This window comes from Asaia bogorensis, from assembly GCF_900465345.1.
Taxonomy (GTDB): Bacteria; Pseudomonadota; Alphaproteobacteria; order Acetobacterales; family Acetobacteraceae; genus Asaia; species Asaia bogorensis_A.
Genome location: NZ_UEGO01000034.1, coordinates 31,602 through 49,763, shown reverse-complemented (window position 1 = coordinate 49,763; position 18,162 = coordinate 31,602). Strand labels below are relative to the sequence as shown.

Annotated in this window: 18 protein-coding genes and 1 tRNA gene; 11 read left to right on the top strand and 8 right to left on the bottom strand. The window is 57.3% G+C overall.

The window, feature by feature from the left end; all coding sequences use genetic code 11:
* The first annotated feature begins 33 nt into the window (after positions 1-33).
* Genes ED655_RS13225 through ED655_RS13210 form a run of 4 tightly spaced genes read left to right on the top strand, consistent with a single transcriptional unit; the run spans position 34 to position 6,721 of the window.
* Positions 34-1,560, top strand: coding sequence for a type I restriction-modification system subunit M (locus ED655_RS13225; RefSeq protein WP_122050562.1), 1,527 nt, complete (start codon positions 34-36; stop codon positions 1,558-1,560).
* A complete protein-coding gene (locus ED655_RS13220; RefSeq protein ID WP_122050561.1) occupies positions 1,550-2,707 on the top strand; it encodes a restriction endonuclease subunit S in 1,158 nt (385 codons plus the stop codon). Before ED655_RS13225 ends, ED655_RS13220 begins: the two co-directional genes overlap by 11 nt.
* A 7-nt stretch (positions 2,708-2,714) precedes the next feature.
* Positions 2,715-5,990, top strand: coding sequence for a type I restriction endonuclease subunit R (locus ED655_RS13215; RefSeq protein ID WP_122050560.1), 3,276 nt, complete (start codon positions 2,715-2,717; stop codon positions 5,988-5,990).
* Positions 5,987-6,721, top strand: coding sequence for a M48 family metallopeptidase (locus ED655_RS13210; RefSeq protein WP_408735682.1), 735 nt, complete (start codon positions 5,987-5,989; stop codon positions 6,719-6,721). The genes ED655_RS13215 and ED655_RS13210 overlap by 4 nt, the downstream gene beginning before the upstream one ends.
* 95 nt (positions 6,722-6,816) lie before the next feature.
* On the opposite strand, the gene ED655_RS13205 is transcribed toward ED655_RS13210, so the two are convergent.
* From ED655_RS13205 to ED655_RS13170, 8 genes are all read right to left on the bottom strand, one after another.
* A complete protein-coding gene (locus tag ED655_RS13205) occupies positions 6,817-7,980 on the bottom strand; it encodes a hypothetical protein (protein ID WP_162993527.1) in 1,164 nt (387 codons plus the stop codon).
* Positions 7,910-8,626, bottom strand: coding sequence for a hypothetical protein (locus tag ED655_RS13200; protein ID WP_162993526.1), 717 nt, complete (start codon positions 8,624-8,626; stop codon positions 7,910-7,912). The genes ED655_RS13205 and ED655_RS13200 overlap by 71 nt, the downstream gene beginning before the upstream one ends.
* Positions 8,627-8,821: 195 nt before the next feature.
* On the bottom strand, positions 8,822-8,977 hold the full coding sequence (locus ED655_RS16030) for a DUF6538 domain-containing protein (RefSeq protein WP_346773217.1): 156 nt from the start codon (positions 8,975-8,977) through the stop codon (positions 8,822-8,824).
* Between the two features lie 86 nt (positions 8,978-9,063).
* A tRNA-Leu gene (locus ED655_RS13195) sits at positions 9,064-9,149 on the bottom strand.
* 65 nt (positions 9,150-9,214) lie between these two features.
* Positions 9,215-9,886, bottom strand: coding sequence for a M48 family metallopeptidase (locus ED655_RS13190; protein WP_162993525.1), 672 nt, complete (start codon positions 9,884-9,886; stop codon positions 9,215-9,217).
* The gene (locus ED655_RS13185; RefSeq protein WP_122050556.1) at positions 9,883-10,386 is read right to left on the bottom strand and encodes a YcgN family cysteine cluster protein; all 504 of its coding nucleotides are present in this window, start codon (positions 10,384-10,386) and stop codon (positions 9,883-9,885) included. Before ED655_RS13185 ends, ED655_RS13190 begins: the two co-directional genes overlap by 4 nt.
* A gap of 417 nt (positions 10,387-10,803) precedes the next feature.
* On the bottom strand, positions 10,804-11,898 hold the full coding sequence (locus ED655_RS13175; protein WP_122050554.1) for an extracellular solute-binding protein: 1,095 nt from the start codon (positions 11,896-11,898) through the stop codon (positions 10,804-10,806).
* Between the two features lie 18 nt (positions 11,899-11,916).
* Positions 11,917-13,026 carry an ABC transporter ATP-binding protein gene (locus ED655_RS13170; protein WP_122050553.1) on the bottom strand — a complete coding sequence of 370 codons (1,110 nt, stop codon included), beginning with the start codon at positions 13,024-13,026 and terminating at the stop codon, positions 11,917-11,919.
* 75 nt (positions 13,027-13,101) lie between these two features.
* Here ED655_RS13170 and ED655_RS13165 point away from each other — a divergent pair, with 75 nt between their 5' ends.
* The 7 genes from ED655_RS13165 to ED655_RS15625 all read left to right on the top strand — a co-directional run bounded on the left by ED655_RS13165 (position 13,102) and on the right by ED655_RS15625 (position 18,142).
* A complete protein-coding gene (locus ED655_RS13165) occupies positions 13,102-13,380 on the top strand; it encodes a hypothetical protein (RefSeq protein WP_122050552.1) in 279 nt (92 codons plus the stop codon).
* A gap of 151 nt (positions 13,381-13,531) precedes the next feature.
* A complete protein-coding gene (locus tag ED655_RS13160; RefSeq protein WP_122050551.1) occupies positions 13,532-13,963 on the top strand; it encodes a phage holin family protein in 432 nt (143 codons plus the stop codon).
* Between the two features lie 264 nt (positions 13,964-14,227).
* Positions 14,228-14,422, top strand: a complete 195-nt coding sequence (locus tag ED655_RS13155) for a DUF1656 domain-containing protein (protein WP_122050550.1) — start codon at positions 14,228-14,230, stop codon at positions 14,420-14,422.
* Positions 14,423-14,563: 141 nt separating this feature from the next.
* Positions 14,564-15,475, top strand: coding sequence for an HlyD family secretion protein (locus ED655_RS13150; RefSeq protein ID WP_023980007.1), 912 nt, complete (start codon positions 14,564-14,566; stop codon positions 15,473-15,475).
* Positions 15,476-15,477: 2 nt separating this feature from the next.
* Positions 15,478-17,001, top strand: coding sequence for an efflux transporter outer membrane subunit (locus ED655_RS13145; RefSeq protein WP_122050549.1), 1,524 nt, complete (start codon positions 15,478-15,480; stop codon positions 16,999-17,001).
* 80 nt (positions 17,002-17,081) lie between these two features.
* The gene (locus ED655_RS13140; RefSeq protein ID WP_035444535.1) at positions 17,082-17,993 is read left to right on the top strand and encodes a DnaJ C-terminal domain-containing protein; all 912 of its coding nucleotides are present in this window, start codon (positions 17,082-17,084) and stop codon (positions 17,991-17,993) included.
* A 5-nt stretch (positions 17,994-17,998) separates the two neighbouring features.
* Positions 17,999-18,142, top strand: a complete 144-nt coding sequence (locus ED655_RS15625) for a hypothetical protein (protein ID WP_162993523.1) — start codon at positions 17,999-18,001, stop codon at positions 18,140-18,142.
* Positions 18,143-18,162 lie beyond the last annotated feature (20 nt).

The window sequence follows — 18,162 nt, the reverse complement described above, 5'->3', positions numbered from 1 at the left end:
TCCATCATGACGTGACGAAGCAGGACCCAGAACGTGACTGAGCAGATTTCACAGGACACCATCAACAAGGCGCTCTGGAGCGCCTGCGACACGTTTCGCGGCACTGTCAGCGCCGATACCTATCGCGACTATGTTCTGACCATGCTGTTCCTGAAATACATCTCCGATGTGTGGCAGGACCATTATGATGGCTACAAGGCCCAGTTCGGCGATCATCCCGAGATGATCGAGTCCATGCTCGCCTCCGAACGCTTCGTTCTGCCGAAAGGGGCTGATTTTTACGCGCTGTTCAAGGAGCGCAACGCCCCCGGCAATGGCGAGCGTATCGACAAGGCGCTTCATGCCATTGAAGAAGCCAACGGCACCAAGCTCAAGGACGCCGGGAAGAGCGTTTTCCAGGATATCAGCTTCAACTCCGACCGCCTTGGCGATGAAAAGCAGAAAAACAGCATCCTGCGTCATCTGCTGGAAGACTTTGCCAAGCCAAGCCTGAATCTACGCCCCTCCCGCGTGGGCAATCTCGATGTCATCGGTAATGGCTATGAGTTCCTCATCAAGAACTTCGCCGCCAGTGGCGGGCAGAAAGCGGGTGAGTTCTACACCCCACCCGAAGTCAGCGAACTTCTGGCCCGTCTGCTCGATCCGCAGCCGGGTGACAGCATCTGCGATCCTGCCTGCGGCTCGGCCTCGCTGCTCATGAAATGCGGGCGTCAGGTCACGCAGAACCACAAGGGCAGCAAGAACTACGCCCTGCTGGGGCAGGAGGCGATTGGGTCAACCTGGTCTTTCGCCAAAATGAACATGTTCCTGCATGGTGAGGATAACCATCGCATCGAATGGGGCGATACCATACGCAGCCCCAAGCTGCTGGAAGACAAGGGTCATCTCCTGCGCTTTGATATCGTGACGGCCAACCCGCCTTTCAGCCTCGATAAATGGGGCCATGACGAGGCTGAACACGACCCGTATCATCGTTTTGCCCGTGGCATTCCCCCCAAGACAAAGGGCGATTACGCTTTCATCCTGCACATGATCGCCACGCTGAAGGAACGCACCGGGCGCATGGGCGTGGTGGTGCCCCATGGCGTGCTGTTCCGTGGAAGCTCGGAAGGAAAGATACGGCGCAAGCTGATCGAGGAGAATCTCCTCGACGCCGTGATCGGTCTGCCGGAAAAGCTCTTTTTCGGTACCGGCATCCCGGCGGCTATTCTGATCTTCCGCAAGGACCGCAAGACACGGGACGTGCTGTTTATCGATGCCAGTCGGGAATTCAAACCGGGCAAGAACCAGAACACGCTGAGCGATGAGGCAATCGAGACAATCGTTGCTACCTATCGCGCCAGGCAAAGCGTCCCGAAATACGCCCATCTCGCCACACCGGAAGAAATTGCCGAGAACGACTTCAATCTGAACATTCCGCGTTATGTGGATACGTTCGAGGAAGAAGAGGAAATCGACCTGACCGCCATTCGGGCGGAGCGTGTCGCCATCCGCGAAGAGCTTCTGACGCTTGAAGCGCAGATGGATGTTTATCTGAAGGAGCTGGGTTATGCTTCCTGAGGGGTGGGATTGCCGCACGCTCGATCTAGTCACAAAAATTACGGACTGTAGGCACAAGACACCAAAATCTATCAATTTTGGTATTCCAATTATATCGCCTGGAGATATTTCGTGGGGGAAATTGAATACAACTAATGTAAAAAGATATATTAATCCTATAGACTATTTTGAATACATGGGTCATTGTGCGCCCGTTTCTGGGGATATAGTTTTTGGACGCAACCAAAATGTCGGGGTGGCATCTTACGTATCTGATGATAAAAAATTTATTCTCGGCCAAGATACTGTGCTGATAAGTCCTTTAAGCGTCGATGCTTCGTATGTTTATTATTATCTTCAATCTGACATTGTGCAAAATAATATCAAAAAAATTGGCGGTGGATCGACTTTTTTTAGAATTAATCTGAAAGATATACGGAATTTAAAAATCATTTTTCCCCCTCTCCTCGAACAGAAAAAGATCGCGGCGATCCTTTCGACGTGGGATCGGGCGATTGAGGTGACGGAAAAGCTTCTGGCCAATAGCCAGCACCAGAAAAAAGCCCTCATGCAGCAGCTCCTCACAGGCAAAAAACGCCTGCCGGGGTTCACTGGGGAGTGGTTAAGAGTCTCGATAGCCCAAATTGTAAAAACCAAAAGTGGTAATGGAAAACTCATAAAGGGCGTTTTGAATTCTATGCGAACGGCGAATTCTTTTCCCGCTTACAGTGCTTCGGGACAAGATCTATGGCTGAGTTTTTATGAACATGATGGAGCTGCAATCATTGTGTCTGCAGTTGGCTCACGATGTGGAAAATGTTTTTTAGCATCAGGTAAGTGGAGTGCTATTGCAAACACACATATTATTTGGCCGAAAGAAGGCGCTTTAGATAACTATTTTCTGCTTTGCTTGATAGATCGAGAAGATTTTTGGATTCGCGGTGGCTCAGGTCAGCCTTTTGTGAAGATGAAAGATTCGTTGCTAAGGGAAATAACACTCCCTTCCTTCTCCGAACAAAAGGCGATTGCCTCCGTCCTTACCAAAGCCGACGAAGAAATCACGCTTTTGGAATCCGATCTCTCCCGCCTGCGTCAGGAAAAGAAGGCGCTGATGCAGCAGCTTCTGACCGGCAAGCGTCGGGTGAAGATCGAAGCGGACGCGGGATAATCCAGCCATGAGCGTCAACCCGAAATTTCAGGAAGAATACAGCGCCAAACTGCCCGCCTTGGCATTGTTGAGCACACTGGGCTGGCACTTTATTTCGTCCGGTCAGGCGCTGACCTTGCGGGAGAATAACCGCAGCCGCGTAGTGCTCGAACCGATCCTGCGGGCAGAGCTGAAAAAGCGGCGCTACAGCTTCGAGGGGCAGGAGCGCGCTCTTTCGGACAAGACCATCGACATTCTGGTCTCTCGTATCACCCATCCTGATTTCGTCAGCGGGCTGAAGGGCGCGAATGAGGGCATCACTACCCATCTGCTCTACGGCATAGCGGTCACGGAATTTATCGATGGGCGCAAGGCCACGCCCACCATCCCCCTGATCGACTGGCAAAACCCGCAGAACAACGATTTCAGCTTCACCGAAGAATTCAGCGTGCTGCGCACCGATCAGGCAGCCACCCGTCGGCCCGATATCGTGTGTTTCGTCAATGGTATACCGCTGGCTGTGATCGAGGCCAAGCGCCCCGACGGTCAGGCAGGCAAAGGCCCGACGGTGGATGAGGGGATTTCGCAATCCCTTCGTAACCAGCACAAAGATGAAATCCCGCAGCTTTTTGCCTATAGCCAGTTGCTCTTGTCCATTACCGGGCATGAAGGCCGTTACGGAACCTGCGGTACACCGAAGAAATTCTGGGCACGGTGGAAAGAAGAAGATGTGTCAGAGGCGCAGATGGAAGCGCTCAAGAACATGCCTCTGTCGCCTGACCAGAAACAGGCGATTTTCGCCGGGCGCAAGCCGTCGGACCGTGCCTGGTTTGATGACTGGGCCTCACGCCCGCTTTCCGTCACGGGGCAGGATCGCCTGTTGATCGGCCTGCTTGCGCCTGAGCGCCTGCTGGAGATGGCCCGGTTCTTTACGCTGGTGGACCGCAAGGCAGGCAAGATTGTCGCACGCTATCAGCAGGTTTTTGGCATCAAGCGGCTGCTGGAGCGCATCAAGACACGGCGCAGCGATGGCGGGCGCGAAGGAGGGGTCATCTGGCATACGACCGGATCGGGTAAATCCTTCACCATGGTGTTTCTCAGCCGTGCGCTGCTTCTGGATGACACGCTCAAGCAATGTCGCCTTCTGGTGGTGACAGACCGCAAGGATCTCGAACGTCAGCTCAGCGCCACCTTCGCCACAGGGGGCGAACTGGGAGACAGGAAGAACAAAAGCGACGTTTTTGCCAGCTCAAGCCGTCATCTGGCCCAGCAGATCGGCCAGAGCCATGAGCGCATTGTTTTTTCGCTGATCCATAAATTTTTCAAGGCCACGTCCTACCCCGAATGCCATAACGATAGCGCCGATATCATCGTGCTGGTGGATGAGGGGCATCGCACGCAGGGCGGTGAAAGCCATAACCGCATGAAAACGGCGCTACCCAATGCGGCGTTCATCGCTTTTACCGGCACGCCTTTGCTCAAGGGGCAGCAGACGACCAGTCGCTTTGGCAAGATCATCCATTCCTACACCATGCAGCAGGCCGTGGAGGATGAGACCGTCACGCCTCTGCTCTATGAAGAGCGCAAGCCCGATCTGGATGTGAATGACCGGGCTATTGATGCCTGGTTCGAGCGCATCACGCAGGATCTGGGCGAGGAGCAGAAAGCCGACCTCAAAAAGCGTTTCAGCCGCGCTAATCAGCTCTACAAGGCTGATGATCGCATCCGCCTGATCGCCAACGATCTCGCGGTTCATCTCGACGCCAATATCGATGACGGGCTCAAAGCCATGCTGGCCTGCGACAGCAAGCTCTCGGCCATACGCTACAAGCGTTATCTCGATGAAGTCGGTCTGTTTGAAAGTGCTGTCGTCATGAGCCCGCCTGATACGCGTGAGGGGCATGAGGAGGTGGACGAACGCAAACTGCCCGAGATCCAGCAATGGTGGAAAGAAAATATCGGCGACAAGGACGAGGAAGATTACACCCGCGAGACGGTCGCGCGTTTTGAGAAAGACCCGGCGCTCAGGCTGATCATCGTGGTCGACAAGCTGCTGACGGGGTTCGACGAGCCCCAGAATACGGTGCTCTATATCGACAAGCCGCTCAAGCAGCATAACCTGCTTCAGGCCATTGCGCGTGTGAACCGTCTGCATGAGAAGAAGAAATTCGGCCTGTTGATCGATTATCGCGGTATTCTGGCAGAGCTTGATACCACGCTTGCCCGTTATGACCAGCTCGCAGCGCAGAATGTCGGTGGGTACGATCCTGCCGATCTTGTCGGGCTTTATAGCCAGATGAGTTCGGAATATCGCGAATTGCCTGCGCTGCACAAAACGCTCTGGGCGATTTTCGATGGGGTGAAGAACAAGAGCGATCTCGAACAGCTGCGCAGCGAGCTCATGCCCCGCATGACCGAAGAGAACGGTCAAATGGTGGACGCCAATCTCAAACGGCGTGACGATTTTTACGAGGCTCTGACGAAATTTGCGACCTGTCTGAAAGTGGCCTTGCAGTCACTGGCTTTTTTCCAGGATAGCAGTGTTACCGAAAAGGATCGTCGCACGTATAAGGAGACATTGAAGCAGCTCACGAACCTGCGTCAGATGATCCTGCAGGATACGGGCGAGCGGATCGATTACGATCAATATGCCGATCAGGTGAAAAAGCTGCTCGACCGTCATGTGGCAGGCGTGCGGGTGCAGGACTCCTCCGGTGTATATGCCGTGGGCAAGATGGGCCAGAAAAGCGATGAAGCGCCTGAGGACTGGAGTGAGGACAAGACCCGTAACGAAACCGATCTGATCCGCACACGCATCACCAAAACCATCGAACACGAGATGCAGGACGATCCCTATGCGAAAGAGGCTTTCTCGGCGCTGCTGCGCAAGGTGATCGAACAGACCGAGAGCCTGTTTGACCACCCTCTGAAGCAGTACATGCTTTTTCAGGAATTCGAGGAGCAGGTCGCCCGACGCAAGCTGGATGCCATCCCTTCGGTTTTTGAAGGGCGGCGTTATGCGCAGGGCTATTATGGCGTGTTGCTGCAGACGCTGTCGGACAAACCAGAGGCCGAAAGTCCCGATGCCCATAAGGACTGGGTCGATCTGGCCTTCGAGATCGACCGCATGGTCGAGCAGGCGGTGCAGGAGCATTCGCTCAATCGGTCCGATATGGAGAATAAAGTCAGGCTCATGCTGCTACCGCGCTTGTTCGGGGCTGGTGTCGATCGTGCAAAACGTGATGTCATTGTCGAACATGTTATCCAGATCATGCGCGTCGGCCCTGCCAGCGCCGCGCTGTGACGCTGGAAGAACATATCCTGACCTATGGTGGCGAGCAGATCCGCGTGACGCTGCAGTCGCGAGGTCGGCCAGGTACAAGGCTGCTGGTCAAGGTCCATCCGGACCTGAGCGTGCAGGCCCTTGTGCCCGAAGGCACGACACAGGAGGCGCTGAAAAAGGCTCTTGCGGCAAAAACACGCTGGATCTGGCAGAAGCTGCGTGATTTCCGTGCAGTGCAGGAACATGCGACGGCCCGCGATTATGTCAGCGGTGAAAGTCACTTCTATCTGGGGCGCAGACATCTGCTGAAAGTCGAGATTGCGCCGGATGCATCTGAAACCGTTCGCCTGCTTCGTGGGCGTCTCGAAGTCAGGGTGCGTGAGCGCCATGCCCTGCGTATCCGAAAGCTGATGGAATTATGGTATTTTGCAAGAGCGCAGGAGGTATTTCGCTCCCGGTTTCAGGCCGTACTGCCCTCGGCCTTGTGGGTGACGTCACCACCCGCGCTGAAATTGCAGATCATGCAGACCCAGTGGGGCAATTGCTCGCCTGACGGTGCGGTGACGCTCAATCCGTGGCTCGTGAAAGCGCCACGCGACTGTATCGACTACGTCATTCTCCATGAGCTTTGTCATATACAGGAGCATCACCACGGTGCGGCTTTCTGGTCTCTGCTGGACCGCGTCATGCCCGATTGGGAGCGGCACAAGACAAGGCTTGATAATATGGCCGAGCTGCTCCTCCAGACATGATCTTGCCATGTGCACGATGGAAGCCTGTGCTGCATCCGAATTTGACCACGTCACTAGGGATCGAAGGTGTGAGATAGCTTCACCGAGGAGGGAATTTAGGCCTTAGCGACAGGTGCGGCTTTTTCGCTCTCCATTTCCTCTGCCAGTCGTTCTGCCTCAGCCTCGTCCAATTTCCTCGAAGCGACCCGCGTCACATATTTGGCTTGTTCAAGATTGCCGGCCAGCTTGTATTTCATGATCTCCGCCTGTGTCTCAGGCGGCAGTTTTTCTGGTGGTATCCAGATCGCGTCCAGCAGTTTTAGATTTTTTCTGGCCCTATTGCACTGTGCAACGTGGCGTCTTTTCCAAGCGGTGATCTCCTCCTGCCTTCGCCTAACGGCCTCGCGATAGAGCGTGACAAGCCACTCCCTACATGTGTCCCGTCTGGCGATCTTCCGAAACAGCTCATGGTTCTCTCTCTGCAACTGCGCATTGGCTTTTTCACGTTCCGTCGGCACGGGCAAGCAAAGCGGCTCGGGCAGTATGCCGCGTAGACCCAGATGCCAGAATACGGTTTCCAGCAGATAGCGCAGGATCTCGGCCAGCATTTTCGAAAACCGTTCGATTTCCTCATCGAGATGGGAGAGGCGTTTCTGCTTTGAAAGGATAAATACCCTGTCACGCAGAGCGTCACGCTCCTGTCGTGTTTTCTGCAGCTGTTTTCCGGTCTGCCAGAGCTGTTTGCATGTTCGTTCTATCTGCGCAAACAGAGCTGCGCCTTGCTCGTCGACAGAGCGCCGCGGGCCATACTCCAGAGGCGGCTTTGCATTGAGTACCGTCCGGCATGCTCTGACTTCCTGCTTCCACTGGCGGATGTAGTGAGCAAAGTTCGGTGGCAGTTTGTCGATACGATCCAGCGAAACGATTTTCGGCTGTCTGGGCGAGGGATGTGACGGCCTTGTTTTCGCAGCCGCTCTCGCGAATGCTTCCGGGTCACGCCTGAGCTCCTCAAGGGGCGGCGGGAGCAGACCACTCTCCTCTCCATGGCGCACCATCGAAGCCATCTCCAGAGGGGCACGCTCCAGGAGCGGCTTGACTGCTGCCCTGATATCACCGCATCTCGGTCTGGCAGCTTCCTCTACGAGGAGTTGGCGGAAATCCTTCATGCGTGTTTTCGTCAGACGCGTGAAAGGCCCGATCAGCACACCATCATGGTGTCGCACTGAGCTGCGCCAGTTCAGCATCTCTGAAGCAGCGTCGTTCGACCTTCTTCGTGACATGGTAGTCCCAGCCTGCCCAGACGTTGCGTGACACCAGATCACGTTGCAGCAGGAGCGCCCAAAGAGCGGAGAGACGAGAGAAGTGGTTCTTGACCGTCTTGGCGCTGATGGTCTCGAGCTTTTCGGTTTCAGCGCGCACGACCTCGTCACGGATCGAGCGACCGTTGCGTTCCTTGCCGTGGGTGGAGGGAAGACGGAAGAGGAGATCACGGAACTCGCCAGCGGTCTCGCCGGTAATCCGTTCGACCTCCATGTCGCCGAAGGCATCGATGAACAGGGTAAGCGCTTTGCGCGTGCCGCGTTTCGTATCCTCTGAGCGATTGGTATCTGGGTAAATAAAACGCTCCGCCGCCATGCTGACCGTCAGAAGCTTTGAGCGGGAACCTGAGCTTGCAAGCTTTTTCTTTGGTGTGGTTGGTCCGCGCGGGTCTGGTTCAGCAGTCAGCGGCACTGGGGCGATAGGTTCGCTCTTCGTGGCGGTTCCAATGTCGACGACGATGCTTTTCAGGAGATTGACCTGAGCGGCCAGATTAGCGGCCTCCGCACGCGCTTCAGGCAGATCTTTCTTCACGATTTTCCGCATCGTTTCGAGCCGCTCGGTATCCTTGGCAAGATAGGGGCCGATGATGGAGAGAAAACGCGTCACGAGGTTGTTGAACTCGAGGAAGCGTACCTGAACCTCTGTCATTTCCCTCTCATGCTTGAGCTCGAGCAGGCGCATTTCAATGGCATGGGCAGACTCGGTATCGCGAACGAAGCTCTCTTAGAAAGTGATGATCTCGTCTGGTGTGGGCGGTCGGGCTTTCGAGTCACTCATGGCGCGCACCTTGTCGAAGAACTGTCAGGTCCGGTCATATAGCTGTGCCGCCCGTCTGCGAGCCTCGAGTTTAGCCGAAGTATCAAGCGAAAGGGAGATCTCGGACCGCCTCAGGAGAGGCTGGATATCCTTCGGCACGGCCCTGCGAAAATGGTAGCGGGACCCTATCAGACGCAGCATCAAACTTTCCCGTTCTGGGAAGAATTCCGGGAAAATCCCGGTTTGACGCGTTGAGAGCAAAAAAACTATCAATATCAATGAGATAGTGGTGCGAACTATGGGACTCGAACCCATACGCCCTTACGGACTCGAGATTTTAAGTCTCGTGCGTCTACCATTCCGCCAAGTTCGCACAACACGGCTCAGGCTCTAGCACGTGGGCGAGGGGGTGGAAATCCCTTGCGGGCAGCATAGCTATTATCCAAGTGCCATCAACGCTGTACCATGCTGCCTGAGCCAGGCTTGCGCTGGCTTGCGGTGTTCATGAAACCGCTCCACCAAAGCCCAGAAGGCCGGACTATGGTCGAAATGCGTCAGATGGGCGAGCTCGTGCACCATCACGTAACGGCGGACAGATTCGGGCATCATGATCAGGCGCCAGTTCAGCATGACCCGTCCGGTTCGTGTGCAACTCCCCCAGCGGGTGCGGGCATTGCTGCAAGCGAAACGCGCGATCTGGCACGACATTCGCTCTGCCTCATGAGCGAGTTCGGCGGGGAGCATCAGCCCGGCCCGATGCCTGAGAAAAACCAGAACCCGATGCTCATAGCGCTCAATGGGACCGTTTATCTGTAAAATCCCCTCTTCCAAAAGAGCGCTTTGTCTTTGCTCAGGCGCATGAACCAAGGTAACAGGGCGATCATCGAGTAGGATGGTGCTTCCCGGAACAAGGACAGTCACAGCTGGCAGGGCATTGAGTCGTTCGCGCACCCAGTTGTCATGAGCGAGCAGAAAGCGTCGCGCATGATGCAGCGGTAGATGACGAGGGCAGGTCACCACGACCTGACGGTTAGCGCCGTCGATACGGAGCGAAATACGCTTGGCACGCGCAGAGTGTCGCCACGTTACCGGGTAGGCGGGATCTGTCACCAGCGTCGTTTATTCGACGGTCGCTTGCGCCGTTTTTTCGCCACGCCGGGTGGAATATCTGCTGGCCACTCAACGATATGGTCTTCAAGCATACCTGCTTCGCGCTCGCTAACCATACGGCCCTTTCCCGAGATTCCCGCCTCGTGCACAGAGTCAACCGAGCCCGTGCGCAGATGGTGCCATGCGGGGAGGTCCTGTCCGTCACGGATCAGGATATAGGCGCAGCTTGGAGGGAGCCAGTCGATATCGGCGAGAATTGCCGGCGTGAGCGACACGCAATCCGGCACCTTGCGAAACCGTGTGGGATACTCCGAACACTGGCAGGTTTCCAGGTTGAGCAGACGGCACGCGACATTCGTGAAATGGATCGCGTCGGTCTCTTCGTCGCGCAGCTTGTGCAGGCAGCATTTGCCGCAGCCATCGCATAACGACTCCCATTGTTCCTTCGTCATTTCTGACAGGGGGACCATCTGCCAGAAAGGGTGCTCAGTATCAGACATGGGCAATCCGGCCGAGAGCGAGGCAAAATCCGAGGGTAGCGAGAGAAATCAGACCGGAAAGCAGCATCGGGCCTCTCAGCAAGGGAAACCACAAGAGGCGCATACGCATGCGCGGTCCAGCCCCCAGGCCGGACGCCGCGCGTGTCAGTCCCTCAACTCTGCATGAGAGTCTCTGGTAAACAGGCAACGTGCAAAAAGGCGCTGAGAGAAAGCCTGCGATGAACATTGCGCCATGAACAGGCCAGTTGGGCATGGCTCTGCTCAACCAGAATGCCCCCACGAGGGACGCACAGGCCGTATGCGTGAAGAACCCTCTCGCCCTGCGAGATATTTTCAGTTTTGCAGACAAAAGAGCGAAAACGGATAGCAGGCCAAGGCAGAAGGCCCAGCCGCCAATAAGGGCCAGGGAAGGAATTATCATGGAGTTGCCGTCAGCCATGCCTGAAAGCGTTTCTGCAGGGCATAGTAGTTGATCGCCCAGAAATTGTCATTCACCGCCAGCATACGGATATCTCGTCCGTCCTGTGGAGCATCCTGCGTGTCATCATGGAGAGGAGTCTGATCGCGCAGCATTTTAAGAATGGCATCTGTCTGCTCGGGGGGGACGTTGCGCGGTATGGCCCAGGAGATTTTCTGACGAAGGGACTGACGCCACTGCGCGGCAAAACTCGCCTTGTCTCCCAGATCTGCCAGACGATCATGCGGTGTGGAAAGCATGAGCGCAGCCCCACTGCTCATGATTCGCGACGCTTCCTCAGGGGTGCGCCACCAGACCAGGTAGGGACGGAGTTGATCGAGTTTGCGAAAAGCACGATCTACCCCTGCGGGTGATGAGAGTACGGTATAAATATCGCCGGGTGCGACACCATCCGCCATGAGCGCAATTTCGAGCGTTCCCCGAGGGTCAAGGCGCAGGGCTCTCTTGCCGGGGTGACGGGCGATATCCCAGAAATCATTCCAGCCCGGGGCGTCATCCCCCAGTCTCCCGCGGTCCCATGCCAGAACGAGGCTGTCTTCCCCCGCAGCTATACCACAGGGCGAGCCCGAAGGAGTATGGGCGGGCGTCGGCGCCGCAGCGGCCGTCGGCAGGGTCTGCACCACGCCGTCGCGGCAAGCAGCGTAGAGCGTCATGTTATCCATCATGGCGGCCAGCCAGGCTGGCTTGCGTGCCTGTGCAGCCAGTCGCAGGGTGGCAAGGGTGCCATCCCACTCACGCAGCGGATAAGGCTGGTCGGGCATCAGGAGCGAATGCGCATCAAGACTGCCTGACAGCACGGCAAGGCCAAGTTGAGCCGGCGCTGGTCGGTTTGCCTTCCGGTTTTTCGCATGATTGGTGACATGGCGGGCATGATGTCCCGGCACCGCTGCCTGACATCGAGATGCAGGCGAGAGCACAGACAGGCAGAACAATGCAAGCAGCGCGTGTATCGCTTTGCTGCAAGCGTCACGTGTCAGGCGGTCATGTCGGAAAAGGGTGGGCGACGCGCTCAGGAAACAGCCTTTCTGTGGCAAATAATTTTCGAATGCTCCTTATAGATCGTCTTTCATGGGAAAGGCCACAGCCTGGCTGGCTTGCCACGCCAGTTGCATCGCCGTGCCAGGCGTCAGATGGCGTGTTGACTGAATAAGCGGGCGTCGCATCTCGATTTCCACGCCGTCTGACAGCCGTAGCCGTAAACGCATCTGCTCTCCTGTGTGCAACACTGATTGCAGGCTTGCGACAAGAGGCTGCGGGCCGTCATCATCCCCCGTGACTGACGAGAAGAGCGGGGTCATGCGATCAGGACGTATGCACACGACACAAAGGCTGTCCTCCTCCAGATCGGCATCCGCCAGGGCCTCCACTACGCCGCCACAGGCGAGATGCACCGTGGCAATATCATCCTCGACTGACAGAGTGCGCCCCGTGAGCAGATTGGCCTCGGCGAACAACGATGCAACCCAGGGACTGGCCGGACGATCCAGCAGCACACTGGCGTTGTCGCACTGGACCAGTGTCTGTCTGTCGAAAAGCGCGATACGTCCGCCCAGCCATACCGCGTCCTCACGGCTTTTGGCGGTGTAGAGAAGTGTCAGGCCGAGTGCCTTGTGCAGTTTCGTAATCAACTGACGTGTTCGACCAGCGGCCTGAAAATCGAGGCCGGACAGGATATCGTCCATCACCAGAATGGCTGGGCTGCAGGCAAGCGCCCGCGCGAGCCGAAGCCTCAGGTCGTATTCGGGCGGCAGATGATTGGCGCGTGTTGAGGCAAATGCGTCCAGCCCGAGGAGCGCGAGCCTGTTGCTGACGACGGCTTTGATCTCGTGAAGCGGGATGCCGCGAACGCGGAGAGGAAAGGCAATATTTCCGGCAACATCGAGATGGCTGAACACGGGCTCGCGCCCCGAGACGAGGGCGATATCGCGCTGTTCGGGCGGCGCATGAGAGATTTCTCGGCTGTTTAACGTGATTTTTCCTGATGCGGGCTGTGCAAAGCCCCCAAGAATATCACAGAACAGGCTGAGCCTCTCAGGCAAGTCGCCCAGCAGGCTTATGGCCTCACCTCTCCTGACGTCGAGCGAAAATCCTGGCGCGCCAGCTGCCATCGAAAGCGACTGTATCGACAGTAGCGGCTGATGACCTCGTGATGAACCTGACATGAAACCTCGCCTGAACCCACAGCGTTGTATCCGAAACCATAAAGATGCGGTGCAGGCCGCGTGAGGAGTTGTGACATGAGCAAATCTGACGTCAAGAAATCTGTCGACGTTGCCAGCAAGTCGGCACAGGAGCAGATCGACAGCCTGAAAGACCAGCTGGAGCAATTGCTCAAGGATCGCATCAACCCCGCATTGCTCGACGTTGCCGGTCGTGCTGATCAGGCAGTGGCCAATGCCCGTGAGATCACCGATGTGCAGCTGCACAATGCCGAAGCGCGTGTCCGTGCCCGTCCGATCGCTGCTGTTTTGATTTCTGCGGTCATTGGCTTTATTGCAGGACGAGTCTCCAAATAGGCTGTCCGTCTTTCCTGCAGGGCAGCCTTATGTTCCAACCCGTCTCAGGGGTGGATGTTCAAGGATGCCCTGCCTGCGCTGATCTCTGGCAGGCGCGCTCCCGGAATGTCTGGCGCTGGCACGACCACACCGTAAAGGCTTGCGAATCTCCATGAAGGTCATTGATGTCGGGCAGGAAGCCCTTCAGGCTCAAGGCGAAGTTCTGCAGCGCGTAGCAATGCGCATCGGTCGTCGCGTTGCCTATTTCATCGTCGCCGCCATATTCGGTCTGTTCGCACTCGTGTCCTTCCATGCGGTGCTCTGGGCGTTCGCTTATAGTGTGCTCCATTTCTCGGCATTTGGCGCAGCATGTTCGGTATTCGGGCTGGATCTGCTTTTCGTCGTTATTTTTGCCCTCCTTGGTACGCGCAACGTTGCTGATCCTGTCGAGTTCGAGGCAAGGCTGCGCCGTGATCGCAAGATGATTGAATTTAGACAGACTCTGGCCCTTTCCACGCTCACGGGTCTGCTGCTCGGCCCTGTCGGTCGCTTCACGGGCAAGCAACTCTTCGAGGTGCTCCGCAACATCTTCGCCCGGCGCTGACACCCAGTTGACTGCGACGTGAAGTCATTCGCCTCGAATGTAATGCAAAATTCAGGTTTGCCTGCTGGCGGCGAACCTGGCTTTCCCCTATGATCTTCCATCAATTGCCTCAGGCGTCAGGTCCGGGGCTCATCCGGGTTCGGTCAGGTCGTCCGGTGTCTGCGCCCCGATAGCATTGCGGGATATTCCGCGTTTCATGCGCTCGGGCTTGGCTCTCTCCCTTCTGATCCCGCAAGGTTGATAGCAGAAGGAGGAGGGAGACTGATGCTCGCGGAATTTGATCTTTTCGGCGTGTTCATATCTCCCATTGCCGTCTATTCCCTCGCCGCCATCCCCATCACGCTTTTTATCCGCTTCCTCCTCTGGCGCACAGGCGCTATCGAGTGGTTCTGGCATGTCGCCCTGTTCGAAGTGGCGCTCTATGTCTGCGTGCTCTGCCTGATGGTGCTCTATGTGTGAGGTCGAGAGGCAGCGCGGCTCCCTGCCCGCCTCACAGAGGCGTATGATGGGTCATGTCGCCTGTGGTGTCTGGCGTTCTACCATGCATGCTGCCTGCTTCCCCGCCCCGACTAACTTGGCCTCTTACAAGGAAATGCCTCCGTGTTGCTCGCTCGTACACTGATCCGGGTCTTTCTGACATTCGCAGTGCTCGGGGTGACGATCCTTCTGGGCTACACGCTGTGGGAGACTTACATGATCGCACCGTGGACGCGTGATGGGCGCGTTCGCGTGTATGTGGTCGATGCGGCGCCTGAAGTGTCGGGTACGGTGGTCAGTGTGCCGGTGCACGACAATGATTTTGTTCATCGTGGCGACCCGCTTTTCGTGATCGACCCGGTGCGGTTCCGCCTCGCGATCAAGGAGGCGGAGGCCCATCTTGCGAGCGCCGAGGAAGATCTCAAGCTGCGCCGCAACGATGCCAAGCGCCGCATGGGATTGAGCGGTATCGTCTCGGCCGAAGAGCAGGAAATCTACAACTCCAATGTTGAGACGCAGGAGGATGCGGTCAATGCGGCGCGTGCCACGCTCGATGTGGCGAGGCTGAACCTCCAGCGCTCCATCGTCTACTCGCCGGTTGAAGGCTACGTGACCAACCTCAATCTGCGCGTGGGTGACTATGCGCATGAGGGGCAGTCGCGCATGGCGGTCATCGATGCTGACAGCTTCTGGATCAACGCCTATTTCGAGGAAACGAAGATGTGGGGCGTGCATGTGGGTGACGTTGCCCGCGTGAAGCTCATGGGCTACCGCGAAATCATCCCGGCCCATGTCGTTTCCATCGCTCGTGGTATCAACGATCAGAACGGATCGCCAGACAAGCTGGGACTGCAGGATGTGAATCCCATTTTCACCTGGGTCCGTCTGGCGCAGCGTATTCCCGTGCGTATCCATCTTGATCGCGTGCCGCCCGAGGTCATTCTGGCGGCCGGAATGACCTGCACGGTCACGGTAGGCACTCCGCCACAAGGGCAACGGGGCCGTCTGACCACCTGGCTGCAGAACCATCTCTGATCATGGTGTCTCTTCCCCGCAGGCTTTGCGCCCTCACTTTTGCTGCCTCGCTTCTTGCCGGATGCACGGTCGGGCCCGCTTACAAGCCCGACCGCATGAAACTGCCAGATGGCTTTGTCGAGACCGATCACGCGGCCACCGCAGAGGAAATCGCCCGCACTGAGGCCGAGATGAAGGAGTGGTGGGGACAGTATAACGATCCGCTGCTTAACCGGCTTGTGGCTCAGGCCATCAAGGGTAATTACGACCTCCTCATTGCCGACCAGCGTATCATCGCCGGTCGCGCCATGCGTGAAGAGGCGGCCTCGGCCTGGTACCCGCAGCTCGATGTCAACGCAGGCGGTGGCTCAAGCCGATATTCCATCAATATCGACAACTGGCCCATCAGGCCCGGCAATCCGCAGAACCGGCCAGAGGCATCGGTCCTGACCTATGGTGCCCAGGCCAGTTGGGAAATCGACGCGTTCGGGCGTATCAGGCGCGAGGTCGAGGCCAGCGAGCGCGCCATCGATGTCAGCATCGAGGACCGACGCGCCACGCTGATGACGCTGCTTTCGGATCTGGTACGCGCCTATATCTCGCTCCGGGGGGCGCAGCTGCGTTTCTCGATCGCGCAGGCCAACGTCAAGAATGCCCAGAGCGAGGTCGATCTGACCAAGCGTCTTTATCTGGAGGGCATAGGCAACACGCTTCAGACCGCACAGGCGCAGAGCGAGCTCGATAGCGAACTGGCTTCGCTCGAACCTCTCAAGGCCCAGATCGACACGCTGAGCCACGGGGTAAGCGTCTTGCTGGGTGATATGCCGGGCGATCTCAAGGCAGAACTGGAGGCATTGCCCGACGGGACAGCCTCCCTGCCGGTCATGCCGCGCTTTCCAGCCACATTGCCCTCGATCGTCGTGGCCAATCGCCCCGATATTCGTGCCGCCGAGCGCGGCTATGCCGAAGCGACGGCTCGCATCGGCGTGGCCGTGGCACAGCTCTACCCCAAATTCTCGATTCCCCTGACATTCAATCCGAATGCCTCCGCCATGTATCAGGCGTTTCAGGTCAATGCGATGAGCTGGTCGTTCATGATGCTGGCAACCCTGCCGGTCATGCACGGGGGGCGTTTCACCTCGCAGGTGGTCGAGGTGCGCGCACGGGCCGAGGCCAGCCGTCTGACCTATCGCAAGACCGTGCTCAATGCCTTCCGCGAGGTTGAGGACGCCATGACGTCATGGCTGCATAACGACCATTATGTCGCCCAGCTGCATCAGGCAGCAACCGATAGTGGTCTGGCAGCGGACAGGGCGAGGCGGCTCTATGCCGCGGGTCTGACCGATTACCTGAATGTCCTGACGACGCAACGCACCTTGCTGGGGGCTCAGGACCGTGAGGCTGTGGCCCGTACGGCCAGGCTGCACGATTCCGTGGCGCTGTATACGGCGATGGGTGCAGGGTGGCAGGGTGTGGCAATGCGCGATACGGCCTTGCCAATTGATGCGGCAAAGCAAAGTATCCTTGCAAAGGCCTTCTCGCGCTAGCTCACTTGAATTGCGGATGATGGTCACAATATACAACTTATGAATTCTGTAGTATTCACGAAAAGCAAGGAGATACAGGCGTGAAAGATCCTTATGCAGCGCTTGGCCTGACGCGCAGCGCCACGGATAAGGAGATCCGCAGCGCCTATCGCAAACTCGCCAAGGAACATCATCCGGACCATAATCCGAACAACAAGAAGGCTGAGGAGGCCTTCAAGGCTGTTGGTGCCGCCTATGCCATTCTGGGCGACAAGGAAAAGCGCGCGCGCTTCGATCGCGGCGAAATCGATGCCGAGGGGAATGAGAGAGGGCCCTTCGGTGGCGGTGGCTTTGGTGGCGGCCAGGGTTTCCATGGCGGCGGTAACCAGTTCAATCAGGAAGATCTGGGGGCTTTTTTCTCGGACATGTTCAGCGGCGGTGGCACCGGCGCCGATTTTGGTGGGGGGCCATTTGGCGGACGTCGTCGGACGCGCCGGGGGGCAGACCGATCCTATACGCTGACAGTCTCGTTCGAGGATTCCGTACTGGGCACGACGAGCCGTGTGACCTTGCCCGAGGCAGGAACGGTTGAGGTCAAGATTCCTGCCGGAATCGAGGATGGTCAGACCCTGCGCCTGAGTGGCAAGGGTGGTGCAGGTATGGGAGAGAATGCCCCTGCCGGTGATGCGCTCATTACGATCTCGGTGACGCCAAGCACGATCTATACCCGCGATGGCCGCGATCTCAGGGCAAATGTGCCGGTTGATCTGGAAACAGCCATTCTTGGCGGCAAGATCGTGATCCCGACGCCCAAGGGGCAGGTGACCATGAAGGTGCCTCCTCATTCCGATACCGGTACGGTGCTGCGGTTGGGTGGCCGTGGTGTCGCCGAGCACGGCCAGCACAAGGCAGGGAACCTGTACGTCACGCTTCAGGTCAGGATCGGTGACGTCGATCCCAAGCTCGAGGCGTTCTTTGCCGAACAGCGCGCGCAGCAGGCTGAGGAGGCCTGATAACGGTGGCGAGGCCCGGTTTTTTCGACTGGAAGCTGATCTTCACCCGTGAAGTGATGGGGGCGATTGTTGCCCTTCTTTCCACCGCATTGCTCGTGGTCCTCTGCTATGGCGGCATGAGGATCTCGGGGATCTGGGCCGGACTTTAGTCTTTCCATCACGGGGGAGT